General features: G+C 29.6%; 23 protein-coding genes. 13 read left to right on the top strand and 10 right to left on the bottom strand.

Annotated elements, in window-relative coordinates; translation table 11 throughout:
* Positions 1-17 precede the first annotated feature (17 nt).
* On the bottom strand, positions 18-977 hold the full coding sequence (locus FVE73_RS04920) for an NAD(P)-dependent oxidoreductase (protein WP_018497936.1): 960 nt from the start codon (positions 975-977) through the stop codon (positions 18-20).
* A gap of 168 nt (positions 978-1,145) precedes the next feature.
* Positions 1,146-1,886: an HAD family hydrolase gene (locus FVE73_RS04915; protein ID WP_018497935.1), complete on the bottom strand. Its 741-nt coding sequence runs from the start codon at positions 1,884-1,886 to the stop codon at positions 1,146-1,148.
* 349 nt (positions 1,887-2,235) lie between these two features.
* Here FVE73_RS04915 and FVE73_RS04910 point away from each other — a divergent pair, with 349 nt between their 5' ends.
* The 4 genes from FVE73_RS04910 (at position 2,236) to bioB (ending at position 5,999) form a co-directional block, all read left to right on the top strand.
* Entirely contained in the window at positions 2,236-2,883 is a 648-nt protein-coding gene (locus tag FVE73_RS04910) for a response regulator transcription factor (protein WP_018497934.1), read from the top strand.
* Positions 2,880-4,193 (top strand): sensor histidine kinase, encoded by a 1,314-nt coding sequence (locus FVE73_RS04905; protein ID WP_018497933.1) that lies wholly within the window; start codon positions 2,880-2,882, stop codon positions 4,191-4,193. Before FVE73_RS04910 ends, FVE73_RS04905 begins: the two co-directional genes overlap by 4 nt.
* A 101-nt stretch (positions 4,194-4,294) precedes the next feature.
* Complete coding sequence (locus FVE73_RS04900; protein ID WP_018497932.1) at positions 4,295-4,870, top strand: biotin transporter BioY; 576 nt, start codon at positions 4,295-4,297, stop codon at positions 4,868-4,870.
* 112 nt (positions 4,871-4,982) lie between these two features.
* Positions 4,983-5,999 carry a biotin synthase BioB gene (bioB, locus tag FVE73_RS04895; RefSeq protein WP_018497931.1) on the top strand — a complete coding sequence of 339 codons (1,017 nt, stop codon included), beginning with the start codon at positions 4,983-4,985 and terminating at the stop codon, positions 5,997-5,999.
* 92 nt (positions 6,000-6,091) lie between these two features.
* On the opposite strand, the gene FVE73_RS04890 is transcribed toward bioB, so the two are convergent.
* The 4 genes from FVE73_RS04890 to pnp form a co-directional block, all read right to left on the bottom strand.
* Positions 6,092-7,228, bottom strand: coding sequence for a S1C family serine protease (locus FVE73_RS04890; RefSeq protein WP_018497930.1), 1,137 nt, complete (start codon positions 7,226-7,228; stop codon positions 6,092-6,094).
* A gap of 184 nt (positions 7,229-7,412) precedes the next feature.
* Positions 7,413-7,682 (bottom strand): YggT family protein, encoded by a 270-nt coding sequence (locus FVE73_RS04885; RefSeq protein ID WP_018497929.1) that lies wholly within the window; start codon positions 7,680-7,682, stop codon positions 7,413-7,415.
* Positions 7,683-7,719: 37 nt separating this feature from the next.
* Entirely contained in the window at positions 7,720-8,268 is a 549-nt protein-coding gene (gene pgsA, locus FVE73_RS04880; protein ID WP_026238987.1) for a CDP-diacylglycerol--glycerol-3-phosphate 3-phosphatidyltransferase, read from the bottom strand.
* A gap of 139 nt (positions 8,269-8,407) precedes the next feature.
* Positions 8,408-10,507: a polyribonucleotide nucleotidyltransferase gene (pnp, locus tag FVE73_RS04875; protein WP_018497927.1), complete on the bottom strand. Its 2,100-nt coding sequence runs from the start codon at positions 10,505-10,507 to the stop codon at positions 8,408-8,410.
* A gap of 300 nt (positions 10,508-10,807) precedes the next feature.
* Between pnp and deoD the strand changes: the two genes are divergently transcribed.
* The 4 genes from deoD (at position 10,808) to rnmV (ending at position 13,938) form a co-directional block, all read left to right on the top strand.
* The gene (deoD, locus tag FVE73_RS04870; RefSeq protein ID WP_018497926.1) at positions 10,808-11,518 is read left to right on the top strand and encodes a purine-nucleoside phosphorylase; all 711 of its coding nucleotides are present in this window, start codon (positions 10,808-10,810) and stop codon (positions 11,516-11,518) included.
* A gap of 9 nt (positions 11,519-11,527) precedes the next feature.
* Positions 11,528-11,677, top strand: a complete 150-nt coding sequence (locus FVE73_RS04865) for a hypothetical protein (protein ID WP_018450218.1) — start codon at positions 11,528-11,530, stop codon at positions 11,675-11,677.
* A gap of 154 nt (positions 11,678-11,831) precedes the next feature.
* A complete protein-coding gene (locus FVE73_RS04860) occupies positions 11,832-13,319 on the top strand; it encodes an aminoacyl-histidine dipeptidase (RefSeq protein ID WP_018497925.1) in 1,488 nt (495 codons plus the stop codon).
* Between the two features lie 34 nt (positions 13,320-13,353).
* Positions 13,354-13,938 (top strand): ribonuclease M5, encoded by a 585-nt coding sequence (gene rnmV, locus FVE73_RS04855; protein WP_018497924.1) that lies wholly within the window; start codon positions 13,354-13,356, stop codon positions 13,936-13,938.
* Between the two features lie 146 nt (positions 13,939-14,084).
* On the opposite strand, the gene prfB is transcribed toward rnmV, so the two are convergent.
* From prfB to FVE73_RS04840, 3 genes are all read right to left on the bottom strand, one after another.
* Positions 14,085-15,180 (bottom strand): peptide chain release factor 2 gene (prfB, locus tag FVE73_RS04850; RefSeq protein WP_232058535.1). Its coding sequence is split into 2 segments (ribosomal slippage): positions 14,085-15,107 and positions 15,109-15,180, totalling 1,095 coding nucleotides; the frame shifts between segments, so codons are not numbered across the junction.
* A gap of 156 nt (positions 15,181-15,336) precedes the next feature.
* Positions 15,337-16,371 carry a 2-hydroxyacid dehydrogenase gene (locus FVE73_RS04845; RefSeq protein ID WP_018497922.1) on the bottom strand — a complete coding sequence of 345 codons (1,035 nt, stop codon included), beginning with the start codon at positions 16,369-16,371 and terminating at the stop codon, positions 15,337-15,339.
* Positions 16,372-16,526: 155 nt separating this feature from the next.
* Complete coding sequence (locus FVE73_RS04840; protein WP_018497921.1) at positions 16,527-17,171, bottom strand: hypothetical protein; 645 nt, start codon at positions 17,169-17,171, stop codon at positions 16,527-16,529.
* A gap of 365 nt (positions 17,172-17,536) precedes the next feature.
* Between FVE73_RS04840 and FVE73_RS04835 the strand changes: the two genes are divergently transcribed.
* Together FVE73_RS04835 and FVE73_RS04830 are read left to right on the top strand one after the other, a co-directional pair.
* Positions 17,537-18,799: an aspartate kinase gene (locus FVE73_RS04835; protein WP_018497920.1), complete on the top strand. Its 1,263-nt coding sequence runs from the start codon at positions 17,537-17,539 to the stop codon at positions 18,797-18,799.
* Positions 18,800-19,045: 246 nt separating this feature from the next.
* Positions 19,046-20,245, top strand: a complete 1,200-nt coding sequence (locus FVE73_RS04830) for a homoserine dehydrogenase (protein WP_018497919.1) — start codon at positions 19,046-19,048, stop codon at positions 20,243-20,245.
* Between the two features lie 164 nt (positions 20,246-20,409).
* On the opposite strand, the gene FVE73_RS04825 is transcribed toward FVE73_RS04830, so the two are convergent.
* A complete protein-coding gene (locus FVE73_RS04825) occupies positions 20,410-22,185 on the bottom strand; it encodes a 1-deoxy-D-xylulose-5-phosphate synthase (RefSeq protein ID WP_018497918.1) in 1,776 nt (591 codons plus the stop codon).
* Between the two features lie 352 nt (positions 22,186-22,537).
* Here FVE73_RS04825 and rplM point away from each other — a divergent pair, with 352 nt between their 5' ends.
* The 3 genes from rplM (at position 22,538) to FVE73_RS04810 (ending at position 24,425) form a co-directional block, all read left to right on the top strand.
* Positions 22,538-22,972, top strand: coding sequence for a 50S ribosomal protein L13 (gene rplM / locus FVE73_RS04820; protein WP_018450228.1), 435 nt, complete (start codon positions 22,538-22,540; stop codon positions 22,970-22,972).
* Between the two features lie 13 nt (positions 22,973-22,985).
* Positions 22,986-23,384, top strand: a complete 399-nt coding sequence (gene rpsI / locus FVE73_RS04815) for a 30S ribosomal protein S9 (RefSeq protein WP_018497917.1) — start codon at positions 22,986-22,988, stop codon at positions 23,382-23,384.
* Between the two features lie 210 nt (positions 23,385-23,594).
* Positions 23,595-24,425, top strand: coding sequence for a Cof-type HAD-IIB family hydrolase (locus tag FVE73_RS04810; protein ID WP_018497916.1), 831 nt, complete (start codon positions 23,595-23,597; stop codon positions 24,423-24,425).
* Positions 24,426-24,491 lie beyond the last annotated feature (66 nt).

The following is a 24,491-nucleotide window of genomic DNA, read 5'->3' as shown; positions in this document are numbered from 1 at the left end:
TTGTACCTTCTTATTCCTTATTTCAGTCCTTCTAACTTTCCTTCAAGAAATAATTTCAAATTTTTTTCAACATCATTCATAAGTGTTATCATACTTTTTTCAGATTTCCATGCAATATGTGGAGTAATTACAATATTCTCCAATTCAAATAATTTAGAATTTTTTTCAATCGGCTCAACACTCGTTACATCAATAGCTGCTGATTTTATTATTTTATTTTTTAATGCAAAATACAAATCATCCTGATTTATAACTGGCCCTCTTGCTAAATTCAAAATTCTAGCACTCCTTTTCATTTTCTTCATTTTTTCAAGATTTATAAGATTTCGTGTTGAATTGGTCAATGGTACATGAAGTGTTAAAACATCACATTTTTCTAGAACTTCATCTAAATCATACCGTAAAACTCCATCCTCTTCAACTTTTTTATAATCTTTTCCAGCAACCATCACTTCCATTCCCAATGCTTCTGCCATCTGAGCAACTTTTTTTCCAATATTTCCAAATCCTACAATTCCTAAAATTTTCCCTTCCACATCATCAATCGGATATTTCTGATAATCAGGAACATGAATATCAATCCATTTACCATTTTTTACTTCCTCAAAATATTTATTAACAGGCGTTAATTCATTTAAAAGAAAAGTAATTGCCAGCTGTGCAACAGAGTTAGTCGAATAGCCTGAAACATTTGCCACCTTTATTCCAAATTCATTCGCACTTTTCACATCAATATGATTAAATCCAGTCGCTGTAATAAGTATCAGTTTAAGTTTTTTAGCCTTCTCAAACTGCTTTTTCCCAAGTCTTATTCTAGTCGTTATTACAACATCCACATCTTCTATTCTTTCATCAATTTCTCCAACTTCAGTATCTTCATATTCAGTATATTCGCCATATTTATCAAACTTTTCCCTTAAATCAATCGGTCCAGCCGTAACTCTATCCAAATACACTATTTTTAAATTTTTTTCCATAAATATCATCCCTCTTTTAGTATTTAACTATTTAATAAAAAATCAATTTTCTCAGATTATATTCCAAACTATACTTTTACGGAATATATTCTATAAACTTTTTAATTTTATTTATAATAACCTAGTTCATTATTTATTTTCCCAAATTCAAATTTTAAAACAAATATACTATATAATGCTGACATCTGCCTTCAATTTATAAATAACATCCTTTCTTTCCACAACAATCATAACTTTTTCCTTCAATTCCTTATCCCTCTTTATTTTTTGCAATAATTTTTTTGCTGGATTTATAGCAATGGCATTTCCAACATTTTTAAACATTGTCAGATCTCCCGTTGTATCCCCATAGGCATACGATTTTTTCAAATCAATGTCGTACTTTTTACAAAAATCTGTTATTGCCTTTTGCTTACTTTTAGCATCCCACATTGGAATTACATTTCCTGTAAAAATTCCATTTTCATTAACTTCATAAATAGAAGCCCTGTAATCTTCGACACCATATCTTTCAGCCATTTTACTCACAAGAAAATCTGGACTTCCTGAAATAATTATAACTTTATGTTTTTTTTCCTTATGAAATTTCAATCTTTCTCGTGTATATCGATAAACTTTATCACCTTTCAACTTCATTACTCTTTTAGCAATAAAATCCATATCCTCCTTACTAAAATTTTTCAATGCCTCCATATAAGTTTGTACAAGCTCATCTAAATAATCATCATAATCCCCAGTTCTATTCTCCCACTTGGAAAATTTCTCCTTAACTTTCCCTTCCCAAGTCATCATATCAATATACTCATACTGAACAAGCATCTTAAAATGTTCAATTAACAGCGAATCCCTATAAATCGTCCCATCAATATCAAAAAATGCTGCTACATTTTTATTTTTACTTTCTTTCATTTACTTCCCCCTTATTAAATTTGTTTATGTAATATTATCATGCTATATTTTACCTTATTTCCCCCAATAAATCAAATAATTTACTATTTTGGACAGAGTAAAAAATATAAAGATAAATAAATTTAGTCAGATTAGTTATATTATATTGTTTATAATTTATGTGAATAAATAAAAATTGATATACATAAAGATTAAGATTTTATTACGTCCGATAATATATAAAAAAGTTATAATATTAATTATCTCTATTTTTATACTCTTTTGCTTTGCAAAGAAACGATAAATAGGATATAATACTCTTAAGATTACCTAATTAATTTAAACTAAGTAAACTTTGAAAAGAGGAAAAATGGGAAAAATGCTGATTGTTGAAGATGATAAAAAAATATCACGTATTTTAAAATTACAGCTTGAACACAAAAATCATGAAATAACGATAATCGAAAATGGAATTGACGCATTAAATGAAATTGACAAAAAGAGGGATTTTTATGATTTGATGCTTTTGGATTTGGGACTTCCTTCGATGGAAGGAAATGAAGTTTGTAAAAATGTTAGAAAAATATCAGAAGTTCCTATAATTGTTGTTTCTGCGAAAAATAATACGGAAGAAAAAGTTGAATTATTAAAATCAGGAGCGAGCGATTATGTTACAAAACCTTTTGATTTTTTGGAGCTTGATGCAAGAATTGACATAAATATTAGAAAAGAAAAAAATTCTGAAATCGTTTATAAAACTTTAAAGTTAAATACAGAAAATTATTCTGTTTATTTGGAAGAAACTCCTGTTTTATTGACAAAAACAGAATTTGAACTGGTTAAACTTTTGACTGAGAATAAAGAGGAAATTGTTTCACGAGATAAAATCGTTGAAAAAATATGGGGTTGGGATGCAAGTGACAATCTTCTTGACAGCACAATAAAAAAAATTAGGCAAAAATTGGGAAAAGAAAAAATTAAGACTGTGAGAGGAATTGGGTATATTTTAAAAATATGAAAAAAATAAAATTAAAAAAGATAAAAGACAAAATAATTTTTGCAAATACAGTAAGTCTAGTTTTTATCTCGTTTATAATTATCTTGGGAATGACCATATTTTTAATTCATAAAGCTGTTGAAGCGGAAACTAAAGAAATGGATAAGCTTGTCTTATCTGCCATTGAAAAATTAAATAATGTTCCGACTGATAAATTGAAAGAAACTTACAAAAACTACGATTATGCTGATAAACAATATATTTCCCTTGCAGTTGAAAAAAATGGGAATTTCATTTATTTGACAGATGACGAAAATCATTCGGATTTTAAGAAAATTGAAGAGAATAAACTTGAAATAAAATGGGACAGATTTGTCTACAAAAGAATTTACACTGTAAATAATATAAAATATTATGCGATAAGAAATTTTGAATTTATGGAAGCACATGAAATTTTGTATGTTATGCTTTTAATGTTTGTTTTAATCACAATTTCGATTATCGTAATTTCAAAAATTGTAGCAGAATATGTGTTAAATCCGTTGTCAAATATAATTTTTCAAAGTAAGGAAATAAATAATCATAATATTGATGCACAATTGACCAAAACAAGAGATGACGAAATTGGAGAATTAATTGATGTGTTGAATGAAACTTTTAAGAAAAAAGAGGAGATTATAAAGAGTCAAAAGACTTTTTCTTCTGACGTGTCGCACGAATTAAAAACGCCTCTTGCTATAATGAAAGGTTATTTAGATATATTAGAATGGGGAAAAAATGACAAAGATTTATTAAATGAAGCCATTGAAAATTTGAATCTTGAGGTAAAAAATATTGAAAGAATAATAAATACATTATTTTTAAGTTCTAATCTCGAAAAAATTACTATTAAAAAAGAAGTTATTGATGTAAAACAACTTTTTGAAAAAATAAAAAAAGATTATGAACTTTTGAATATCAAAAGGAAAATTTTAGTAAAATCCGATGGCAATGTGAATATTTTTGTTGATAAAAACTTAATTTCAGAAGTTTTACGTGGATTGATTGACAATAGTATAAAATATTCTGTCGGAAATATTGAATTAATTGCTAAAGAAAATATAATGGCTGAAGTTATCGTAAGAAATTATGGAGAAGGAATTCCTGAAGAAGAAAAGAAAAAGCTGTTTAATCGTAATTTTCAAGGAAAAAACGCTAAAAAAGGAGCAGGACTTGGACTTTCAATTATAAAAGATATAATTTTGTTAAATGACGGCGAAATTTATTTAGAAAATAGAAAAGATGGAGTTGATGTAAGAATGGAATTTAAAAAAGTTGAAATTGAAGAATAAAAAATAAAAACTTAGTTTAAATGTATATCATAAAATTTTATTGACTTTTTATATAACAGGTGTTATAATACTATAAAATTAAAAATAATGGAGGTATTTTTATGAAACAAAATATTTTAAGTAACAGTATAAAAATTAAAACAAAAGAAAAAGAATTTTTAAAAAGTATCTTTTTGGTATTAAGCGGAGTTATATTTTTATCAATAATGTCGCAACTTATAATACCGCTTTATTTTACTCCTGTACCTATTTCACTAGGATCATTTGGAGTAATATTAATAGCATTAGTATATGGTAGAAAGTTGGGAATAGCAACTGTACTTTCCTATGTTGCAGCAGGTAGTTTAGGAGCTCCGATTTTTGCTGGATTTAAAGCAGGTTCGTTGTTTTCACCAACAGGAGGATATATTTTAGGATATATTGCAGCTACAGTAATTTTAGGATTTTTATCTGATAAAGGTGTTGCAAAATCTTATGTGAAGACATTTCTTTCACTATTACTTGCTAGTGCCGTTATTTTGATATTAGGTGCATTAGTATTGATGTTATTTGTGCCTATTAAAAATGTATTTATGGCCGGTGTACTTCCTTTTATTCCTGGAGATATGTTAAAAGCAGTTGCAGCAACTCTTTTATTTCCAAGATTATGGAAATTTATTAAAAAAAATAAAAATTAAATTATTTGTTAAACAAAGAATCTCCTTTAAAGCAATTTTTAGGAGATCTTTTATTTAATTATCATATTTTTACTTAATACAATTTTTTGAACGCAAAGAAAGGAAAAAAAAGATGTTAAAAAATAATAATCAAATTGAACTAGTTAAGTTTATATCACATTTAAAAAATAAAATTATAAATGAAAAATACGATATAACTCATGAAGAAGCAATCTTTTTATCAAAAATTCCTAATGATGATATCGAAACTTTAAACTTGCTTTTTGAAGCAGCAAATCAAATTAGAGAAAAATTTTGTGGTGAAAATTTTGATTTATGCACTATTATTAACGCAAAATCTGGGAAATGCTCTGAAAATTGCAAATACTGTGCACAATCAATTCATTTTAAAACAGCAGTAGATGTATACGGTCTTATTTCAAAAGAAACAGCACTTTGTGAAGCCAAAAGAAATGAAAACGAAGGCGCTCATAGATTTTCACTTGTAACAAGCGGTAGAGGATTTAATGGAAATGAAAAAGAATTAAATGACTTGGCTGAAATTTATGAATCTATACGAGAACACACTAAAAAATTAAGTCTTTGTGCTTCTCATGGCATCTGTACAAAAGAAGCATTACAAAAATTGGCTAATGCAGGTATTTCGATGTATCATCACAATTTAGAAACATCGAGAAGATTTTATCCTAATGTCTGTACATCTCACACTTATGATGATAGAGTTAATACGATAAAAAATGCAAAAGCAATTGGATTAAACGTTTGCAGTGGAGGAATATTTGGATTAGGGGAAACTATTGAAGATAGAATTGATATGGCATTTGATTTAAAAGAATTAAAAGTCAATTCTGTTCCGATAAATATTTTAACTCCAATCCCTGGAACTCCATTTGAGAATAATAAAGCAGTAGAGCCATTAGAAATTTTAAAGACTATATCTATTTACCGTTTTATTATGCCTAAAACTCATTTAAGATATGCTGGAGGAAGAATTAAATTAGGAAATTATGTAAAAACTGGTTTAAAATGTGGAATTAATTCTGCACTTACAGGAAATTTCTTAACAACTACAGGAACAACAATAGAAAAAGATAAGAATATGGTAACAGAATTAGGCTATAAAATTTAAAGACTTTTTAGAAAATGAATAAAAAGAAAAAAGGCTATCTCAAGATTTTCGAGAAAGCCATTTTTTTATAACTTTTGATTTAAATTATTTTTTTATCTTCTTTGTTGTCTTGTTTGCTGTTGATAACTAAATGATTCCAGCTTCATTGAAATATTTTTTTCTTTTCCATTTGATGCAACTTTCAAATTAACTGTTTCCCCAATTTTCTTAGCTGCAAGTTCCCCAATAAATGATCCAGCTGATGTCACAGGTTTTCCATTGATTTCAAGAATTATGTCATTAGCTTTAAGCCCATATTTTGCTGCTGGCGAATTTGGATAAACTTGTTGAACTAAAATACCAGTTGAATAAGAAATTCTTCTTTCTTTCTTCAATTCTGAGCTTAAATCAAGTACTGAAATTCCAATATATGGACGTTCATATTTTCCATTTTTTATAATTGAATCTCTTACATTTTCAGCCAAATTTGAAGGAATTGCAAAACTTAATCCTACACTTCCACCATTTGGAGAATAAATTGCAGTATTTACACCAATTACATCTCCATTGATGTTAAGAAGCGGTCCACCACTATTCCCTTGATTAATAGAAGCATCTGTTTGGATAAAGTTTTCAACTTGCTCAATTCCAAGTGAACTTCTTCCAGAAGCTCCAATTACACCAACAGTCATCGAACTATTAAGTCCTAATGGATTTCCAAATGCAATTGCCCAATGTCCTATTTTTATATTATCTGAATTTGCAAACTTTAACGGCTTAAATGTTCTGTTGGCATTTACCTTTAAAATAGCAATATCAACTTCAGGCGATGTCCCAACTAATTTTGCCAAATATTCATGTCCATCAGCTAATTTTACGTAAATTTCATCAGCACCTTCAATAACGTGATTATTTGTCATCATATATCCGTCACTTGAAATTATAAATCCTGATCCTAAACTTCCAGATTCACGTCTTTGCTGTCTTACTCCAGAAGTTCCGAACAAGAATGCCTCAAGCGGATTATAAGTTTCAACAACAATTGTCTTTTTTGTTCTTATATTTACAACAGAGTCTTTAGCTTTATCATAAACAGAAGCAAAAGCATCTTGAGCACTATACATATCTCCTGTAACATTTGTATTTTGAACAATTTGCTTATTTTGTAAAAAATCTGTCTTATTTACTGCTGCAGTTGCCGTAAGAGCTGCCGCCATAAATGATGTAGTTATAATTTTTTTTAATTTCATATTTAAAATCTCCTCTTTTGTAAAATTTATATTTTTTAAAATTATCCAATGTTAATTATTTTACTCCCCTTTTCTTAGAAAAAATAATATTCTCATTTTTTTTATTCTTAGATTTTATAAATTTTTATTTAATAAAGAACAAATCTATCTTTCCAAAAAATATTTTTTTAATCAGGATTATAATTTAAAACATACCTAATAAAACAGCTCTTACAAACATTTTCTTCATCATCTCTATAACCATAAGTCCTAAAATTGCAGAAATATCAAAATTCATAGTTCCAATTGGAATTATGATTCTAAACATCCGCAAATAAGGCTCTGTAACTTTTCTAACCCATTGAAAAAATATTATTTGATTATACGGATCAATCCACGAGCCTAAAATATTCACTAGAATAAGGATAGCATATGTGTCAAATATTTTTAAAATCAATGTTATAATAATATCCAAAATTTCACCTCCAAAATTTAAAAGGTTTTTTTATTTTTTATTTATTCAAGATGTTTTTACATTTTACAACATATTCAACTCCTGAAACTACTGTTAATATCAACGGAATAATCAACAAGATATTATTTACTATAAAACTGAAAGGTATCAAAATTATTAACGTAAGTGCCACCATTTGAGTTGCAGTTTTCCATTTTCCAAGTTTATCTGCTGCAATTACAACTCCTTCAGCTGCTACAATTGAACGAAGTCCTGTTATCAGCAATTCCCTAAATATTATTATTATTACAAACCACAAGCTAATTTGATTAAATTTGGCAAATGTAATCAAAGCTGAAATAACAAGAATTTTATCAGCTAACGGATCTAGCAGTTTTCCCAAATTTGTAATCATATTATATTTTCTCGCAATTTTCCCATCATAATAATCTGTAATTGCCGCTCCTACAAAAATAATCGCTGCAAATATTCTCAACATTATAGAAATCCCTATAATTTCTGAAAATTCCAAAGCTAGACTCAAGAAAATCACAAATGGAATAACCAAAATGATTCTCAATATTGCTAGTTTATTAGGTAAATTCATTTTCATCACTTCCACTCTCCTTTGTAACTTATTATTTTTACTTTTTTTAAATATTCAAATATGTTTAATAACTTTTATCTAGTTATTTTAACAAAATTAAAGTTCCTTACCCTAGAATATTTATTTTATTTAAAATTTATTACAACAATGCCTTCATACTTAAATTAAATTTATCTTCATTTTCCATTGAAATTACTTTAACTCTTACAATTTGTCCTTCTTTTAATGCATCTTCAGTCTTTTCAATTCTCTTATTGCTTATTTCAGAAATATGTAAAAGCCCTTCTTTTCCTGGCAGTACTTCCACAAATGCACCAAATTTCATCAATTTTGTAACTTTTCCTTCATAAATTCCATTTAACTCAACAGATTGTGTTTGATTTTTTACAAGTTCCAATGCTTTTTTCATATTTTCAGACTCTTTTCCAAAAATTGAAACAGTTCCATCATCATCAATATCTATTGAAACTCCAGTTTCATCAATAATCGCTCTAATAACTTTTCCTCCAGGCCCAATAAGTCCTGCAATCTTATCTGGATTAATTTTGATAACTTCAATTTTTGGTGCATTTTCAGAGACTTCAGCTCTAGGTTCGCTTATTACAGCTTCCATTTTATCAATAATGAACATTCTTCCTTCCAATGCTTGTTTTAAAGCAATTTCCATTATTTCTCTTGTAATTCCTTCAATTTTTATATCCATTTGAATCGCAGTAATTCCATCTTTTGTACCTGCAACTTTAAAGTCCATATCTCCAAGATGATCTTCGAGTCCTTGAATATCAGTAAGTACAGTAAATGTATCCCCTTCTTTTATAAGTCCCATTGCAATTCCTGCAACTGTTGATTTTATAGGCACTCCAGCTGCCATTAAAGCAAGCGATCCTCCACAAATTGTCGCTTGTGATGAAGATCCGTTAGATTCTGTAATTTCAGAAACAAGCCTTACTGTATATGGGAATTTATCTTGATCTGGCATAACATGTTTTAATGCTCTTTCAGCTAAATTTCCATGTCCTAGTTCACGTCTTCCAGGTGCTCTCATAAATCCAGCTTCTCCAACTGAATATGGCGGAAAATTATAGTGCAGGAAGAATTTTTTACGTGTTTCATCCTCCATTCCATCAATAATTTGTTCATCTTCTTTACTTCCAAGTGTTGCAACAACCAATGCCTGAGTTTCTCCACGTGTAAACAATGCTGAACCGTGTGGTACTGGAAGTGTATCTATTTCTACATCAATTGGACGGATTTCAGTAGTTTTTCTTCCATCAGCCCGATATTGCTTGTACAAAATAGCATCTCTCACAAGTCTTTTTTCCACATCTCTGTAATATTTTTTTAATTCCTTTTCAAGATTTTCGTCAATTTCTCTTTCTTCACTTTCAAGTTTTTCAACATATCTCTCAAAAAGTTCTATTTCTAAATTATCAATCGCTTCATATTTTTCCAATTTACCAGGTGTCATAATCGCATTTTCAACTTCATTTTCAAAGCCGTCAATAAATTCTTTAATTTCAGGCTCTACTTCCTTTTTTTCAAATTCATATTTTTGTACGTCAAATTGTGCCAAAAATTTATCCTGCTCTGCACAAATTTCCTTAATCTTTTCATGCCCAAACATAATAGCTTCCAGCATTACTTCCTCAGAAACTTCCTTAGCTCCAGCTTCTACCATTGTCACGGCATCCTTTGTACCTGCAACCGACAGCTGAATCTCACTTTCCAAAAGCTGTTCACCAGTCGGATTTAAGATATATTCTCCGTTAATGTATCCAACTGTAACTCCGGCCACAGTTCCAGCAAACGGAATATCTGACAACCCCAATGCAGCAGAAACTCCGATTGTAGCCAGATTTTCAGGATAATTGACTTCATCATAAGAAAACACCGTAATTACAATATGAACCGCATTTAAAAATCCTTCTGGAAATAGCGGCCTAATCGGTCTATCAATCAATCTTGAAATCAATATTTCATCAGTTCCTGGCTTACTTTCCCTTTTTATAAATCCACCTGGAAATTTTCCAGATGCATAAAATTTCTCAATGTAGTCAACTGTAAGCGGAAAAAAATCCTGACCTTCCTTTACATCCTTACTTCTAGTCGCTGTAACTAAAAGTACAGTTCCGCCACATTGCACAATAACCGATCCTCCAGCTTGACGTGCAATTTTTCCAGTACTTATTTTAATTTCTTGATTTCCTAAATTAAAACTATATATCTTTTCATCAAACATTTTTCCTCCTAAAAATTTTTATTTTTTAAGAAGGGAGCAAATAATAGTAAAATTCTTTACTTAACTTAGATATTCATCATTTAATTAATAAAAAACTTTACAATTACTTACTCAAAATACCTTCTTAAAACTTTTATAATTATACCATTTTTTCAAGATTTTTACAAATTTTTTAAACTAAATATCAAAAAAGAAAATAAATCCCTTGAACAATTTAACAAATTGAAGTAAAATATAATAAGTGAAAAACTTTTTTAGAAAAAATGAAAAATAATTATAAAATTCAGGAGGTAATAAAAAATGGGAACACCACATATTGGAGCAAATAAAGGAGATATTGCAGAAACTATACTGCTACCTGGAGATCCATTAAGAGCAAAATATATTGCAGAAACTTTTTTGGAAGATGCTGTTCAATATAACAATGTTCGTGGAATGTTGGGATTTACTGGGACTTATAAAGGAAAAAAAGTGTCTGTTCAAGGGACTGGAATGGGAGTTCCTTCAATTGGAATTTATGCACATGAATTGATTGCAGAATTTGGAGTAAAAAATTTGATTAGAATTGGAACTGCTGGTTCTTATCAAGAGGATATAAAAGTGAGAGATGTCGTACTTGCGATGTCAGCTTCAACTGATTCAGCTATTAACAAACTTAGATTTAACGGAGCAGATTATGCACCAACTGCAAATGCTGAAATGCTTTTTAAAGCATACGAAATTGCAAAACAAAAGGGGCTTAATATAAAAGCTGGAAACGTATTTACAAGTGACACTTTTTACGGAGATGACCCAAATGCTTGGAAAAAATGGGCAAAATTTGGAGTTTTGTGCGTAGAAATGGAAACAGCTCAGCTTTATACAACTGCAGCTAAATTGGGGGCAAATGCATTGACTTTGCTTACAATAAGTGATTCGTTTATAACTCACGAAGTTACAAGTGCCGAAGAAAGACAGACTACTTTTAACGAAATGATTGAAGTTGCGCTTGAAACTGCTATATCGCTTTAAGGAGGAAAAATGGAGTTTTATAAAAGACTGATTATAAAAATTTTGGAACGCAGTTCAGTTGGTTCTGATAACAGAATTCTGAAAAAGTTAAAAAGCGGTTATGACTTGACTCAAAGAGAGATGGCTGAACTGGAAGAATTATTAGAACATATTTTATAATAGGTTTATTTTTAATAATTTGAAATATACTTGTTCGGAAATTTTATATATTTAGAATTTGATAAATAGAATTGTTCTAAAGCAAGGGGTTTTGACTCCTTGTAAAAATAAAAAAACTTGATTATCAAACAGGTTTAATGAAAGGAAAGATAAAATGAAAATAGAGAATTTATATCCTGAAAAGGTTTTTCACTATTTTAGTGAAATTTCTAAAATACCGAGAGGTTCAAATAAAGAAAAAAAAATTAGTGACTGGATTGTGGAATTTGCAAAAGAAAGAAATTTAGAAGTTGTTCAGGATAAGGCGTTCAATGTGTTCATAAGAAAGCCTGCAACAGCTGGGTATGAAGAATATTCGCCACTTATTCTGCAAGGGCATATGGATATGGTCTGGGAAAAAAATAAAAATACGCATTTTGATTTTGAAACACAAGGAATTGAACTTGTTGTAGAAGATGGATTTTTGAAGGCAAAAGGAACTACGCTTGGGGCAGATAACGGAATTGCAGTGGCTTATGCGCTTGCGATACTTGACAGTGATGACTTGAAACATCCGGAACTTGAAATAATTCTTACAACTGATGAAGAAGATGGAATGAGCGGAGTTAATAATCTTGACTTTGGGATTTTTTCTGGAAAGACGCTTATAAACTTGGATACTGAAGAATATGGTCAAGTTTATGTAAGCAGTGCAGGTGGAGCAAGAATTTTTAATGAATTTAACTTTGATGCTGAAAAACTTGAAGATGACGATACTGTGATAAGTGTTGATGTGAAAGGGCTTCTTGGAGGACATTCTGGAGCTGAAATTCATTTGGGACTTGGGAATTCTAACAAAATTTTGGCAGATGTTTTAAATCATTTGAATAAAAAATATACACTTTCAATAATGGATATTGATGGCGGAGAAAAGACTAATGCGATACCTAGAGAGGCTGTGGCATTACTTGCTGTGAAACTTGAAGATGAAAAAGTCAGCGATTTTGAAAAATTGGCGAAATTGGCTTTTGAAAACGTGACAAAAGATTTTAAAATAATTGATAAAAACCCTGTTATTGAAGTTAAAGAAATAAAAAAAGAAGAATTGAAAAATCAAGGAAAAATGTCAATTTCCAATACAAATGCCGTTATTTCGTTTTTCCATGAATTTCCAAATGGAGTTATTGCAATGAGTGAGGATATTAAAGGACTTGTGGAAACTTCAATAAATTTAGGAGTTATAAAAACTGAAAATAAAGATGGGAAAATTAATATAAAAGTTCAGTCATTACCTAGAAGTTCGATAAATAAATCGCTTGAAAAATTATTGAACGATGTGAAGGAACTTTCTGAAAAATATGAAGTGGCTGTAAAAATAAATTCGCCATATCCATCTTGGGAATATCGAAAAGATTCAAAAATCCGTGACATTGTGGTAAATTCATTTAAGAAAATAACAGGAAAGAAGCCAGAAATTAAGGCAATTCATGCTGGACTAGAATGCGGAGTTTTTGACAATAATATGGAAAATGTCGATATTGTTTCAATTGGACCTAATATTTATGGTGCTCATACGCCTGAAGAAAGAATGGAAATAGATTCTGTTGGAAAAACTTGGGAATTACTTTTAAAAGCTATGGAAGATTATAATATAAAAAAATAAAAAATTTGAAAAAGAATAAAAAAGGAAATGTTAAATGAAAAAAGAATCAAATACACAAAATAAAAAAATAAAAATAAAGGAAATTATAGTAGTCGAAGGGCGAGATGACATAACAGCCATAAAAAGAGTTGTAGATGCACATATTATCGCCTTAAACGGCTTTTCTGCATTATCTAAAAAAACAATAAATAAAATAGTTGAATTATCCCGAAATAACGATTTAATTTTGTTTACAGATCCTGATTTTGCGGGAAAAAAAATTCGAGATACGTTAAAGAGATATATTCCAAATATAAAGCATGCCTTTGTCAGTCAAAAGGATGCAACTAGAGATGATAATATCGGAGTGGAAAATGCCAATGATGAAGCAATTTTAGATGCATTAAAAAATGTTATTACGGCTCATCAAAATGTTGAAGATAGATTCAATATCAGTGATTTGATTGATAATGGATTTGTTTCTGGAAATAATTCAAAGGAACATAGAATAATGCTAGGAGACCTGTTAAAAATCGGCTATTATAATGCGAAGCAACTTTTAAAGGCCCTTAATTCATTTAATATTTCACGGGAACAGTTTGAAGAAGCAGTAAAAAAAATAAACGAGAGTAATATATAAATTTAAAATAGTTTATCAAATTTCTTCAAATCTATTATATTTAGAATTATAATAAAATTTAAAATTATGATAAAACAAGGGGTTTCAACCCCTTGCTAAAAGATTTTACAATAAATTCACTATTTAAATGAAAAAAATAATATAAGTTAAGATTTAACATATTTCAAATATTCATTTATAAATAAGTCAATATCTCCATCCATAACCTTTTCAACATTTCCCTCTTCAGCCTTTGTCCTATGATCCTTAACCATTTTATAAGGCTGAAAAACATAAGAACGGATTTGACTTCCCCATTCGATTTTAGATTCTGTTCCCTTTAATTCTGCCATTTCCTTTTCCTGTTTTTCCAATTCCAATTCAAACAATTTAGATTTTAATATTTTCATTGCAGTTTCACGATTTTTCAGCTGTGAACGCTCATTTTGGCAGGTAACTACGGTATTTGTTGGGATGTGAGTAATTCTAACGGCTGAATCTGTTGTATTTACATGCTGCCCTCCAGCGCCACTTGCCCTATAAGTATCAATTTTCAAGTCTTCTGGACGAATATCAATTTCAACGTCATCTTCTATTTCAGGCGTTACATTCACTGCAGCAAATGAAGTATGCCGTCTGGCATTTGAATCAAATGGTGAAATTCTGACAAGTCTGTGAACTCCTTTTTCCCCTTTTAAATAGCCATAAGCATAGTTCCCCTTTATATTTAGCGTAATACTTTTAATTCCAGCTTCTTCACCAGCCAGGCTGTCAAGCACCTCAACCTTAAAATTATGCCGATTTGCCCATCTATCATACATTCTATAAAGCATTTCAGCCCAGTCACATGCCTCCGTTCCACCAGCTCCTGAATTTATCGTAAGAATAGCATTGTTCATATCGTATTCTTCATCCAGAAGCAATTTTGTCTTAAAATTGTCAATTTCATTTTTCAAATCCTGTGACTTCTGCTCAAGTTCATTTTCAAACGAATTATCTCCCATTTCAATAAATTCAATAATTGTAGAAACATCTTCAAAAATCCCATTTAACTTATCATACTCTTCAAGCAATTTTTTCTTTGCACTAATATTTTTCAATATTTCCTGACAGTTATCCGTATTCCAGAAGTCCGCCTCAAATGTTTTTTTTTCCAATTCACTAATTTCATTTTTTAAATTTCCAATGTCAAAGATGCCTCCTGATTTCTTCAATATTAACTTCATTTATTCCATTTTGTTTTTTTATTTCAAATAAATCCATATTTTTTTCCTCTTTCTTTTTATTTTTTTCTTTTTCAAAATTCTCTTTTTTTCAAAATTTTAGGAAAATATAAATATTAAAAGAAGCTGCTCTTAAAAAACAGCCTCTCTTTAAGTTTTTAGAAAACAAAAACTTTTTTTATATTTCAGATAATAATTATTTTCTTAAACCTTCAACAACTTTACCAGTTTCTTCGTTGTACCAAACTTCATTTTTCAATGGTTCATCTTTAACATAAGATAAAATATTGTTAAATGTTGCTTCAGCGATGTTATCCAATGCTTCAGTTGTCAAAAATGCTTGGTGAGAAGTTAGCACAACATTGTTAAATGACAATAATCTAGCTAATAAATCATCTTCTAACACGCTTGCTGATTCATCTTCAAAGAAGTAGCTGCTTTCATTTTCATAAACATCAAGTCCAGCTCCACCAATTTTTTTATCTTTTAATCCTTCAACCAATGCTTCTGTATCAATTAATCCACCTCTGGCAGCATTAATTATGATAACACCGTCTTTCATCTTAGCAATAGTTTCTTTATTAATTGTGTGTCTTGTTTCAGGGAATAATGGGCAATGCAATGAAATTACATCAGATTTTGCAAATACTTCATCTTGTGTTACATAAGTGAAATTTTCTTCTTTTGCAGCTTGTTCATTAGGGTATTTATCGTAACCAATAACTTTCATTCCTAATCCATTTAAAATTCTTATGAAAATTCTTGCTATTCTACCAGTTCCTATAATTCCAGCTGTCTTACCATTTAAGTCCATTCCAGTTAACCCTGCTAGGCTGAAATTTCCTTCTCTTGTTCTGTTATAAGCCTTGTGAGTTTTTCTGTTTACTGACATAAGTAATGCCAATGCATGTTCAGCAACGGCATACGGAGAGTATGCAGGAACTCTTAAAACGGTAATTCTGTTTTCACGGGCAGCTTTCAAGTCAATGTTATTGTAACCAGCACATCTTGCCGCAATTACTCTAACTCCATTTTTTGAAAGTATATTCAATACTTTTGCATTTAAGTCATCATTTACAAATGTACATACAACATCTTGATATTTTGTAAGCATTACATTTTTTAAACTTAATTTTTCCTCAAAATAAGTAATATCAGCTCCAAAAGTTTCATTCCATTTGTCAAAAAATTCGATATCATAAGGTTTCGCATCAAAAACTACAATTTTCATTTCATATTCCTCCTAAAATTTATTATTACCTTCTATGTTCATTATACCAAAAAAAATTAGATTAAGTCAAATAGTTTTGCAATATTTATTATTTTTTATTTAACTAAGTTATTTTTTTTATTAAAAATGACCCATTTCTGAGTCATTTAATTATTTTATCTTGTACTATTTTTATAATAACTATCTCTTATCTCTTTTAAAATTCGTTGTGCCTTTGCATTTTCTTCCTTAGTATGTCTTATTGCCTCTACATTTCCTTTACTATCAGATTTTATTATTATTTTATCTGTATTCTTTGAAGTTTTGGATGGTTTTGCTGCTTTATTTCCGCTAAAATAACTTGCTCTTGCTTCCTTTAAAGCATTTTTTGCTTTTCTTACTTCTTCTGGTGTTAATTCATGTTTTTCAGTAGTTGTAACTTCTGGTTCAGGAGTAAAAACTGGAGCCGCATTAGTGATTTTAACTTTTTCCCTTTTATTTTGTCTATCTTGTGCAGTTTGTTCCCTTTGCAATTTTTGTTCCGCAGCTTTTTGTCTTCTTTCATTTCTTTCTTCAGTTATACGTTTTTCCTTTTCTTCCTTTTCCTGTTGAATTTGTTTTTCTCTTTCTGCCTTTTCTTGAGCTAGCCTTTGTTCTTTTTCAGCTCTCTCTTTAGCTTTTTCATCTTCAATTTGCTGTTTTTGTATTTTATAGTAATCATCCCTAGCCTTTTTTAATATCGTTTGTGTGCTAATCGCAAATAATGGGATTCCTACTGCTATAATTGATGTTATAATTATTAATTTTTTTTTATCTTCCATAAATTTCCTCCTTATTTAATTTTTAAATAAAGTAAATTTGAATATATTTAAATAATTATTTGTTATATAAATCACAAAAAATTTTAAATACTATTCTGCAGTTAGTGTATCACAATTCTTTTATCTTTTCAATTTATTTTTTCTTAGTATTCTTTTTTATTATTTTTAATATGCTTATTATATTCAGCTCTCTAAAAATTTAATTGATAAGATTAAAACCAAAAATTTTTTATTATATTAAATATGTAAATTACCTTGCTTTTTTAGCTAGAATATGATATTCTTTGCTAGTAAAATATTGAAATTTATTAAAAAAAATAGTATATTAATAAGTAGCTAAATTTTAAAGAAAAATAGGAGGTAATATGGCTTTAATTATACAAAAATACGGTGGAACTTCCGTTGCTAATGCAGAACGTGTGAAGGAAGTAGCTAAACGGGTTGTAAAATATAAAAAGGCTGGACACGATGTAATCGTTGTTGTATCTGCACCAGCTGGAAGAACTGATGCATTAGTAAAAAGAGCTTATGAACTTTCAGATACACCAAACAAACGTGAATTTGATATGCTTTTAACTTCTGGGGAACAAATTTCTATTGCGTCACTTGCAATTGCTATTGAAGAACTAGGAGAAAAGGCTGTTTCACTAAATGCCTTTCAAGTTAATTTTAAAACTACGTCTGTACATACAAAGGCAAAAATAATTGATATAGATACGCAGATTATACAGGAAAAATTAGATAAAGGAAATGTGGTAGTATTTGCAGGGTTTCAAGGAATTACTGAAAATAATGAAATTACTACACTTGGACGTGGTGGTTCTGATACGACTGCCGTTGCTTTGGGAGCGGCACTTGATGCTGATGAGGTGGAAATTTATACAGATGTTGATGGAGTTTATACTGCAGATCCCAGAATTGTAAAAAATGCAACAAAATTAAAAACAATTTCATATCAAGAAATGCTAGAACTAGCTGCCTCTGGAGCAAAAGTTCTGCATCCAAGATCAGTTGAAATTGCTGCAAAATATGGTATAAAAATACATTTACGTTCATCATTTGATGACTCTACTGGAACAATTGTTCAAAAGGATGAAGAATTTGAAAAATTTGAAAATCAAAATATTTACACAGAAGGAGAAGCTATGGAAAAAGTAAAAATTGCAGGTATTACATCTTCTAAAAATGAAGGAAAAATCACACTTTTTGGAGTGCCTGACAAACCAGGAATTGCCGCAAAAGTATTTTCTAGACTTGCAAAAGAAAAAATAAGTACTGATATAATCTTACAAAGTTCAAGTATCAACAAAGAATTAAATAATATTTCATTTACTGTAAAAATTGATGATTTAAAGGAAGCTGTGGCAATTTCAGAACAAATTAAAGAAAAAATTGGAGCCGAAGGAGTTCTATATAAGGAAAAAATTGCAAAAGTTTCTGTTGTTGGAATTGGTCTTAAGAGTCACTATGAAACTACTGCTGAAATTTTCGATACACTTGCTGAAAATGGTATAAATATTGATATGATTTCTTGCTCAGAAATTAATGTTTCTTGCATTATTTACGAAGATGATGTAAATAAAGCAGTAAATGCGCTACATAAAAGATTTATTGAAAATGAAGATTAGTTAAAAAATTATAATTTAGAATTTGATAAATAAATATTTTATATTTTTAAAAATTAGAAAGTGTTGTTTTTATCAGTTTTATTTAAAGATAATCAAAATATATAAATTTATGAAATAGTGCAAGAACACTCACAACTTTAGTCGTGGGAGGTTCAGACTATTTAGAAGATTGTCAAACATATTATTTAAATAACTAAACTAAAAACAAATTAATAATATTTATTGAAAGAAAGGACTTTAAAAAATATGAAAATAGGAATTATTGGATTGGGAACTGTTGGTGAAGGAGTTCTTAAAGTACTAACAAAAGAAAAAGAAAGCATTTTTGAAAAATCAAGAGCTGACATTGAAGTAAAATATGCGTGTGATTTAAATATAGATCGTGAATTTTCATTTGATTTTGACAAATCTATTCTTACAAATGACTATAAAAAGGTGTTAAACGATCCTGAAATCAAAATCGTTGTAGAACTCATCGGTGGAGAAACTATCGCAAAAAAAATAATTATTGAAGCATTTCAAGCTAAAAAAAGTGTCGTTACAGCAAACAAGGCACTAATTGCAAAATTTGGAGTTGAATTATTTCAAATTGCAAAAGAAAATGGCGTATCATTCTTATTTGAAGCGGCTGTAGGTGGAGGAATCCCTATTGTTACGCCTTTAATGGAAAGTTTAGTTGCAAATACAATTACTGAAATCCGTGGAATTATGAACGGAACTTCAAATTACATTTTGACAAAAATGAAAGAAGATAACTTATCGTTTGACGAAGCATTAAAAATTGCCTCTGAAAAAGGATATGCAGAAGCTGATCCTACATTTGACGTAGATGGAATTGATGCAGGACATAAAATTAACATTTTGGCTTCACTTGCCTATGGAGGTTCAATTAAATTTAAAGATATGCAGTTATCAGGAATTAGAGATATTAGCACAGTTGACATTTTCTCTGCAAACAAACTAAATTTAACTATAAAGTTAATCGCAAGTTCAAAATTATTATCTGAAAAATCAGCACAAATTTCAGTTGAACCAACATTAATTCCAAATAGTGAAATTTTAGCAAAAGTTGACGATGTTTATAATGCAATTGAAACAACTGGTTCATACACAGATAAGACTTTATTTTATGGAAAAGGTGCTGGAATGGATCCAACTGCTTCAGCAGTAGTGGCTGATATTGTAAAAATTGTAACTAGAAACCATATTGAATCAGATTACTTCTTCAATTCCACAAAAGTATTTGAAATTGTAGATTCAAACACAGTAAAAGATTCTTACTATGTAAGAGTTTCAGATGATTTTGACATAGAAAATTCACCATTTGAACTAATAAATCAAATTGAAAATTACTACATTATCTTGGCAGATAATCTTTCAAAAAATGAAATTAACGAAATTTTGAAAGATGCTAAAGAAAAACTTGTATTGAGAATTATGAAATAAAAATAATTGAAAAGGAAAAATCTTATGAATCCTAAACTTGAAGAATGGGAAACATATCTTTATCCAGTTAGCGAAGAAAGTTATACTTATTAAATAAAGTCAAAAAAATCAGGAATATTATCAAATGTACTCCTGATTTTATTTTATCTTATTTAAATTTCAAATTATTTAATAGCCATTAAAATATCCTTAACAATTTGTTCTTTCGTAAGTCTATTTTCCTCAAAAAATACATCATAAGGAACTTCATCAGTAAATTCTTTTTTAGCACCCACATTAAGCACTTTCATGTCAGAAGTCCCGTAGAAGCTAGAAATTTTCGTTCCAAATCCACCTTCTTTTTGTCCGCTTTCCAATGTAACCACCAATTTGTGATTTTCTTTTAATTCATTCAACAAACTTCCATCAACACCACTTATAAATCTTGGATTTATTAATGTTGCATCAATTCCAGCTTTTTCTTTTAGCAATTTCTTCACTTCTTTACCTAATGCAAAAAATTCTCCCAATCCAATAATCGCCACATCATTTCCTTTTTCCACAACTTTGTAGCTATTCAAGTTAGAATAATCTTTATCCACATCAGTTTCAGAATGTTGAACTGCTCCACCAGGCACTTTTATAAATACTGGATTTTCATTTTGATCAATCGCCCAGTCAAGCATTGCTAAATATTCTTCTTTTGTAGTTGGTGCCAAATACACGATATTCGGTATATTTGAAATCATCGGTATGTCAAAATATCCTAAATGTGTTACATCATTCATACCTTTTAATGTTCCGCCGAATACTAAAGTAACCGTTGGTGCTTTATTTATCGCAATATCATGCGAAATTTGGTCATAAGTTCTTTGAACAAAAGTACTAATTACCCCAAATACTGGTTTTGCACCATTTGTTGCCATTCCCGATGAAAAAGTTGTCGCATGTTCTTCAGCAATTCCAACATCAACATATTGTTTTCTCAATTTATCCAATTTTTCTCTTCTGTCTTTTGTAAATCCAAATCCCATAGGAACACCAGCGTTAATAAATGTAACTGTCGGATCTTTTTCCATTTTATCTGTCAAGAAATCAAATGTTATTGTTCCAAATTCCTCTTTTGGTTCAGGTTTAGTTTTTGGTTCACCTGTTTTTGGATCAAAGTTTGCATTATAATGCCAAGGTTCTCTATCTTTTTCAGCATATGGCAATCCTTTTCCTTTTATTGTATGAATATGTAAAACTATTGGATGATCAATGTCTTTCACTTCTTTAAACACTTCAATTAATTTATTAATGTCATGTCCATCAGCCACATATTTATAATCCAAACCAAGCGATTTAAAGAAATTGTTTGGTGCCTCACCATTACTTTCTCTCAATTCCCTTAAATTTTTATACAATCCACCATGATTTTCCGCAATTGACTGATCATTATCATTTGCAATAATTATCAAGTTGCCACCTTGTTCAGCAGCATTACTCAATCCTTCATAAGCAAGTCCTCCACTTAGAGAACCATCTCCAATTAATGCAATTATATTTTCTTTAGCACCTTTCAAATCTCTAGCTTTTGCAAGTCCCGTCGCCAAACTAACCGATGTTGAAGTATGTCCAACCCTAAAGAAATCATGTTCACTTTCATCTTGGTCAGTATACCCATTAACAGTTTTAAATTTATCCTCATAAAGAAATCCATCTTTTCTCCCTGTTAAAATTTTATGCGGATAAGCCTGATGCGACACATCAAACACAATTTTATCAATCGGTGAATTAAACACATAATGTAAAGCAATCGTCATTTCAACCACACCAAAATTAGGTCCCACATGCCCTCCTTTAGGATAATTTGTCAATCTATTTAATAACGCTTTTCTTATGTCAGCCGCTAATTCAACCATTTCTTCTCTTTTTAAGTTTTTTAAATCTTTAGGTGAATTTACTTTCTCTAATGCCATTTTTCCCTCCTATATTTATTATTTTTTCAAAGATTTTCTGGTTGAATTGTAACAAATATTTTTTATAATTTCAAATACTTTTTTCTCATAGCTCACTATGCCCTTTAGTTATAAAATGTTCTAAAGAAATAAAAAATATTCAAAAAATTAGAATTACTTTCTATAAGGAGAAAATTAAAATTACTGGTATGAAATGTTGTTAAAAACAGAAAAAATTATCAAAATAATGGAAATATCAAGGAAATATGCTTGACAAGTAGGTAAAAATAATATATAATTAACTAATATGAGCCTTTCCCACAAAGGACCGTTATTCTATAAATATTAGAGAATAAAAACAGGAGGAAACAAAGTGAGTAAATACACTGTAATGCAAAAAAAAGAAGAAGTTGTAAGAAACTGGTATGAGATAGACGCAGAAGGAAAAGTACTTGGAAAATTAGCTACTGAAATCGCTGTAAGATTAATGGGTAAACATAAACCAAGCTACACACCGCACGTTGATGGAGGAGATTTTGTTATCGTATTGAATGCTGATAAAATTGCTGTAACAGGAAACAAATTATTAGACAAAAAATATTACAGACATAGTGGATATCCAGGTGGATTGAAAGTAAGAAGTTTAGAAGAAATGTTACAAAAACAACCTACTGAAGTAATCAGAAAAGCTGTAGAAAGAATGTTACCTAAAAACAAATTAGGAAGCCAAATGATTAACAGATTGAGATTATTCACAGGAACAGAACATACACATACAGCACAAAAACCAGAAAGAATAGAGTTATAGGAGGTAAATTTTCGTGGCAGAAAAAATTCAATATTTAGGAACTGGAAGAAGAAAAACTTCAGTAGCAAGAGTAAGATTAGTACCAGGTGAAACTGGAGTAATAATAAATGGAAAAGATATGAGAGAATATTTTGGTGGAAGAGAAATCTTAGCTAAAATCGTAGAACAACCATTAGAATTAACAGATACTTTAAACAAATACGGAGTAAAAGTTAATGTAACCGGTGGAGGAAACACAGGACAAGCAGGAGCTATTAGACATGGTGTTTCAAGAGCTTTATTAGTAGCTGACGCTGAATTAAGAGGAGCTTTAAAAGAAGCAGGATTCTTAACAAGAGATTCAAGAATGGTTGAAAGAAAGAAATACGGGAAAAAGAAAGCAAGAAGAAGCCCACAATTCTCAAAAAGATAGGAAAAAATATAATAAGAGATATTTTATATTCCCTGGAAACACTGGTTTTCAGGGGTTTTTATTTTACAAAATTTTGTTAAAGCTATTGAATATTTTTTTAAATTAAGATATACTATAATAAAATAAAAACTAAATTTATAAATCATAACTGTTTTATTAATAACTTTAAGAAGTTAGATAAGCATATTTTTTTGAAAGAAGGGATAAATAATGATAAAATTGATTGCAATTGATATGGATGGAACTTTGCTCAATGGAAAAAAACATATTGACAAGGCACAAAAGGAAGCTATTCACGAAGCAATAGACGCAGGAATAAAAATTGTACTTTGTACAGGTAGACCTTTATATGGAATTTTACCATTTTATGAGGAACTTGGGCTATCAGAACTTGATTCAGAAGGATATGTTATTTTGAATAACGGCTGCTCTATTCATAAAACAAAAAACTGGGAGCTGATTGACCAAGTAAATTTCACTTCCGACGATATTGATTATTTATACAAATTCTCTGAAGGTTATGATATAAACTTTACTTTGGTAAATGACTATTATTATTTCAACATAGACGACAGAAAGCCTACAGATGAGCTTATTACAGATGCTGGATTTGTTTTTTCAGATATTACAAATATAAGTCTCAAAGAAGCAAAAAATGGAAAACATAAAATAATAAAAATAATGTTCCTTGGAAATCCTAACATAATGGCAAATTTTCAAAAAGAAAATGAAAGTATTTTAAAAGATAAATATAGTAGTGTATTAAGTCAGCCTTATATTTATGAAATACTGCCAAAAGGTAATAATAAAGGAACTGGATTAAAAAAACTTGCCAAAAAATTGGGAATTAAGCAGGAAGAAATAATGGCAATTGGAGATGGAAATAACGATATTGAAATGTTTGAGTATGCTAATTATAGTGTTGCAATGGAAAATGGAACAAAATCTGCTAGAAAGGCTGCAAAATATCAAACTGATAGTAATGAAAATAACGGTGTAGCAAAAGCGATTAGAAAATACGCTTTGAACTATTCAGAATAGCAATATTACTCTTCTTATAGAAATTATTTAGTGAACTACTCCCGCTTTTAGAAGCGGGAGCTTCTT

This window comes from Leptotrichia wadei (assembly GCF_007990545.2).
GTDB lineage: Bacteria > Fusobacteriota > Fusobacteriia > Fusobacteriales > Leptotrichiaceae > Leptotrichia > Leptotrichia wadei.
Note: the sequence above shows the minus strand (reverse complement) of the source record. Positions and strands in the feature narration are given on the sequence as shown.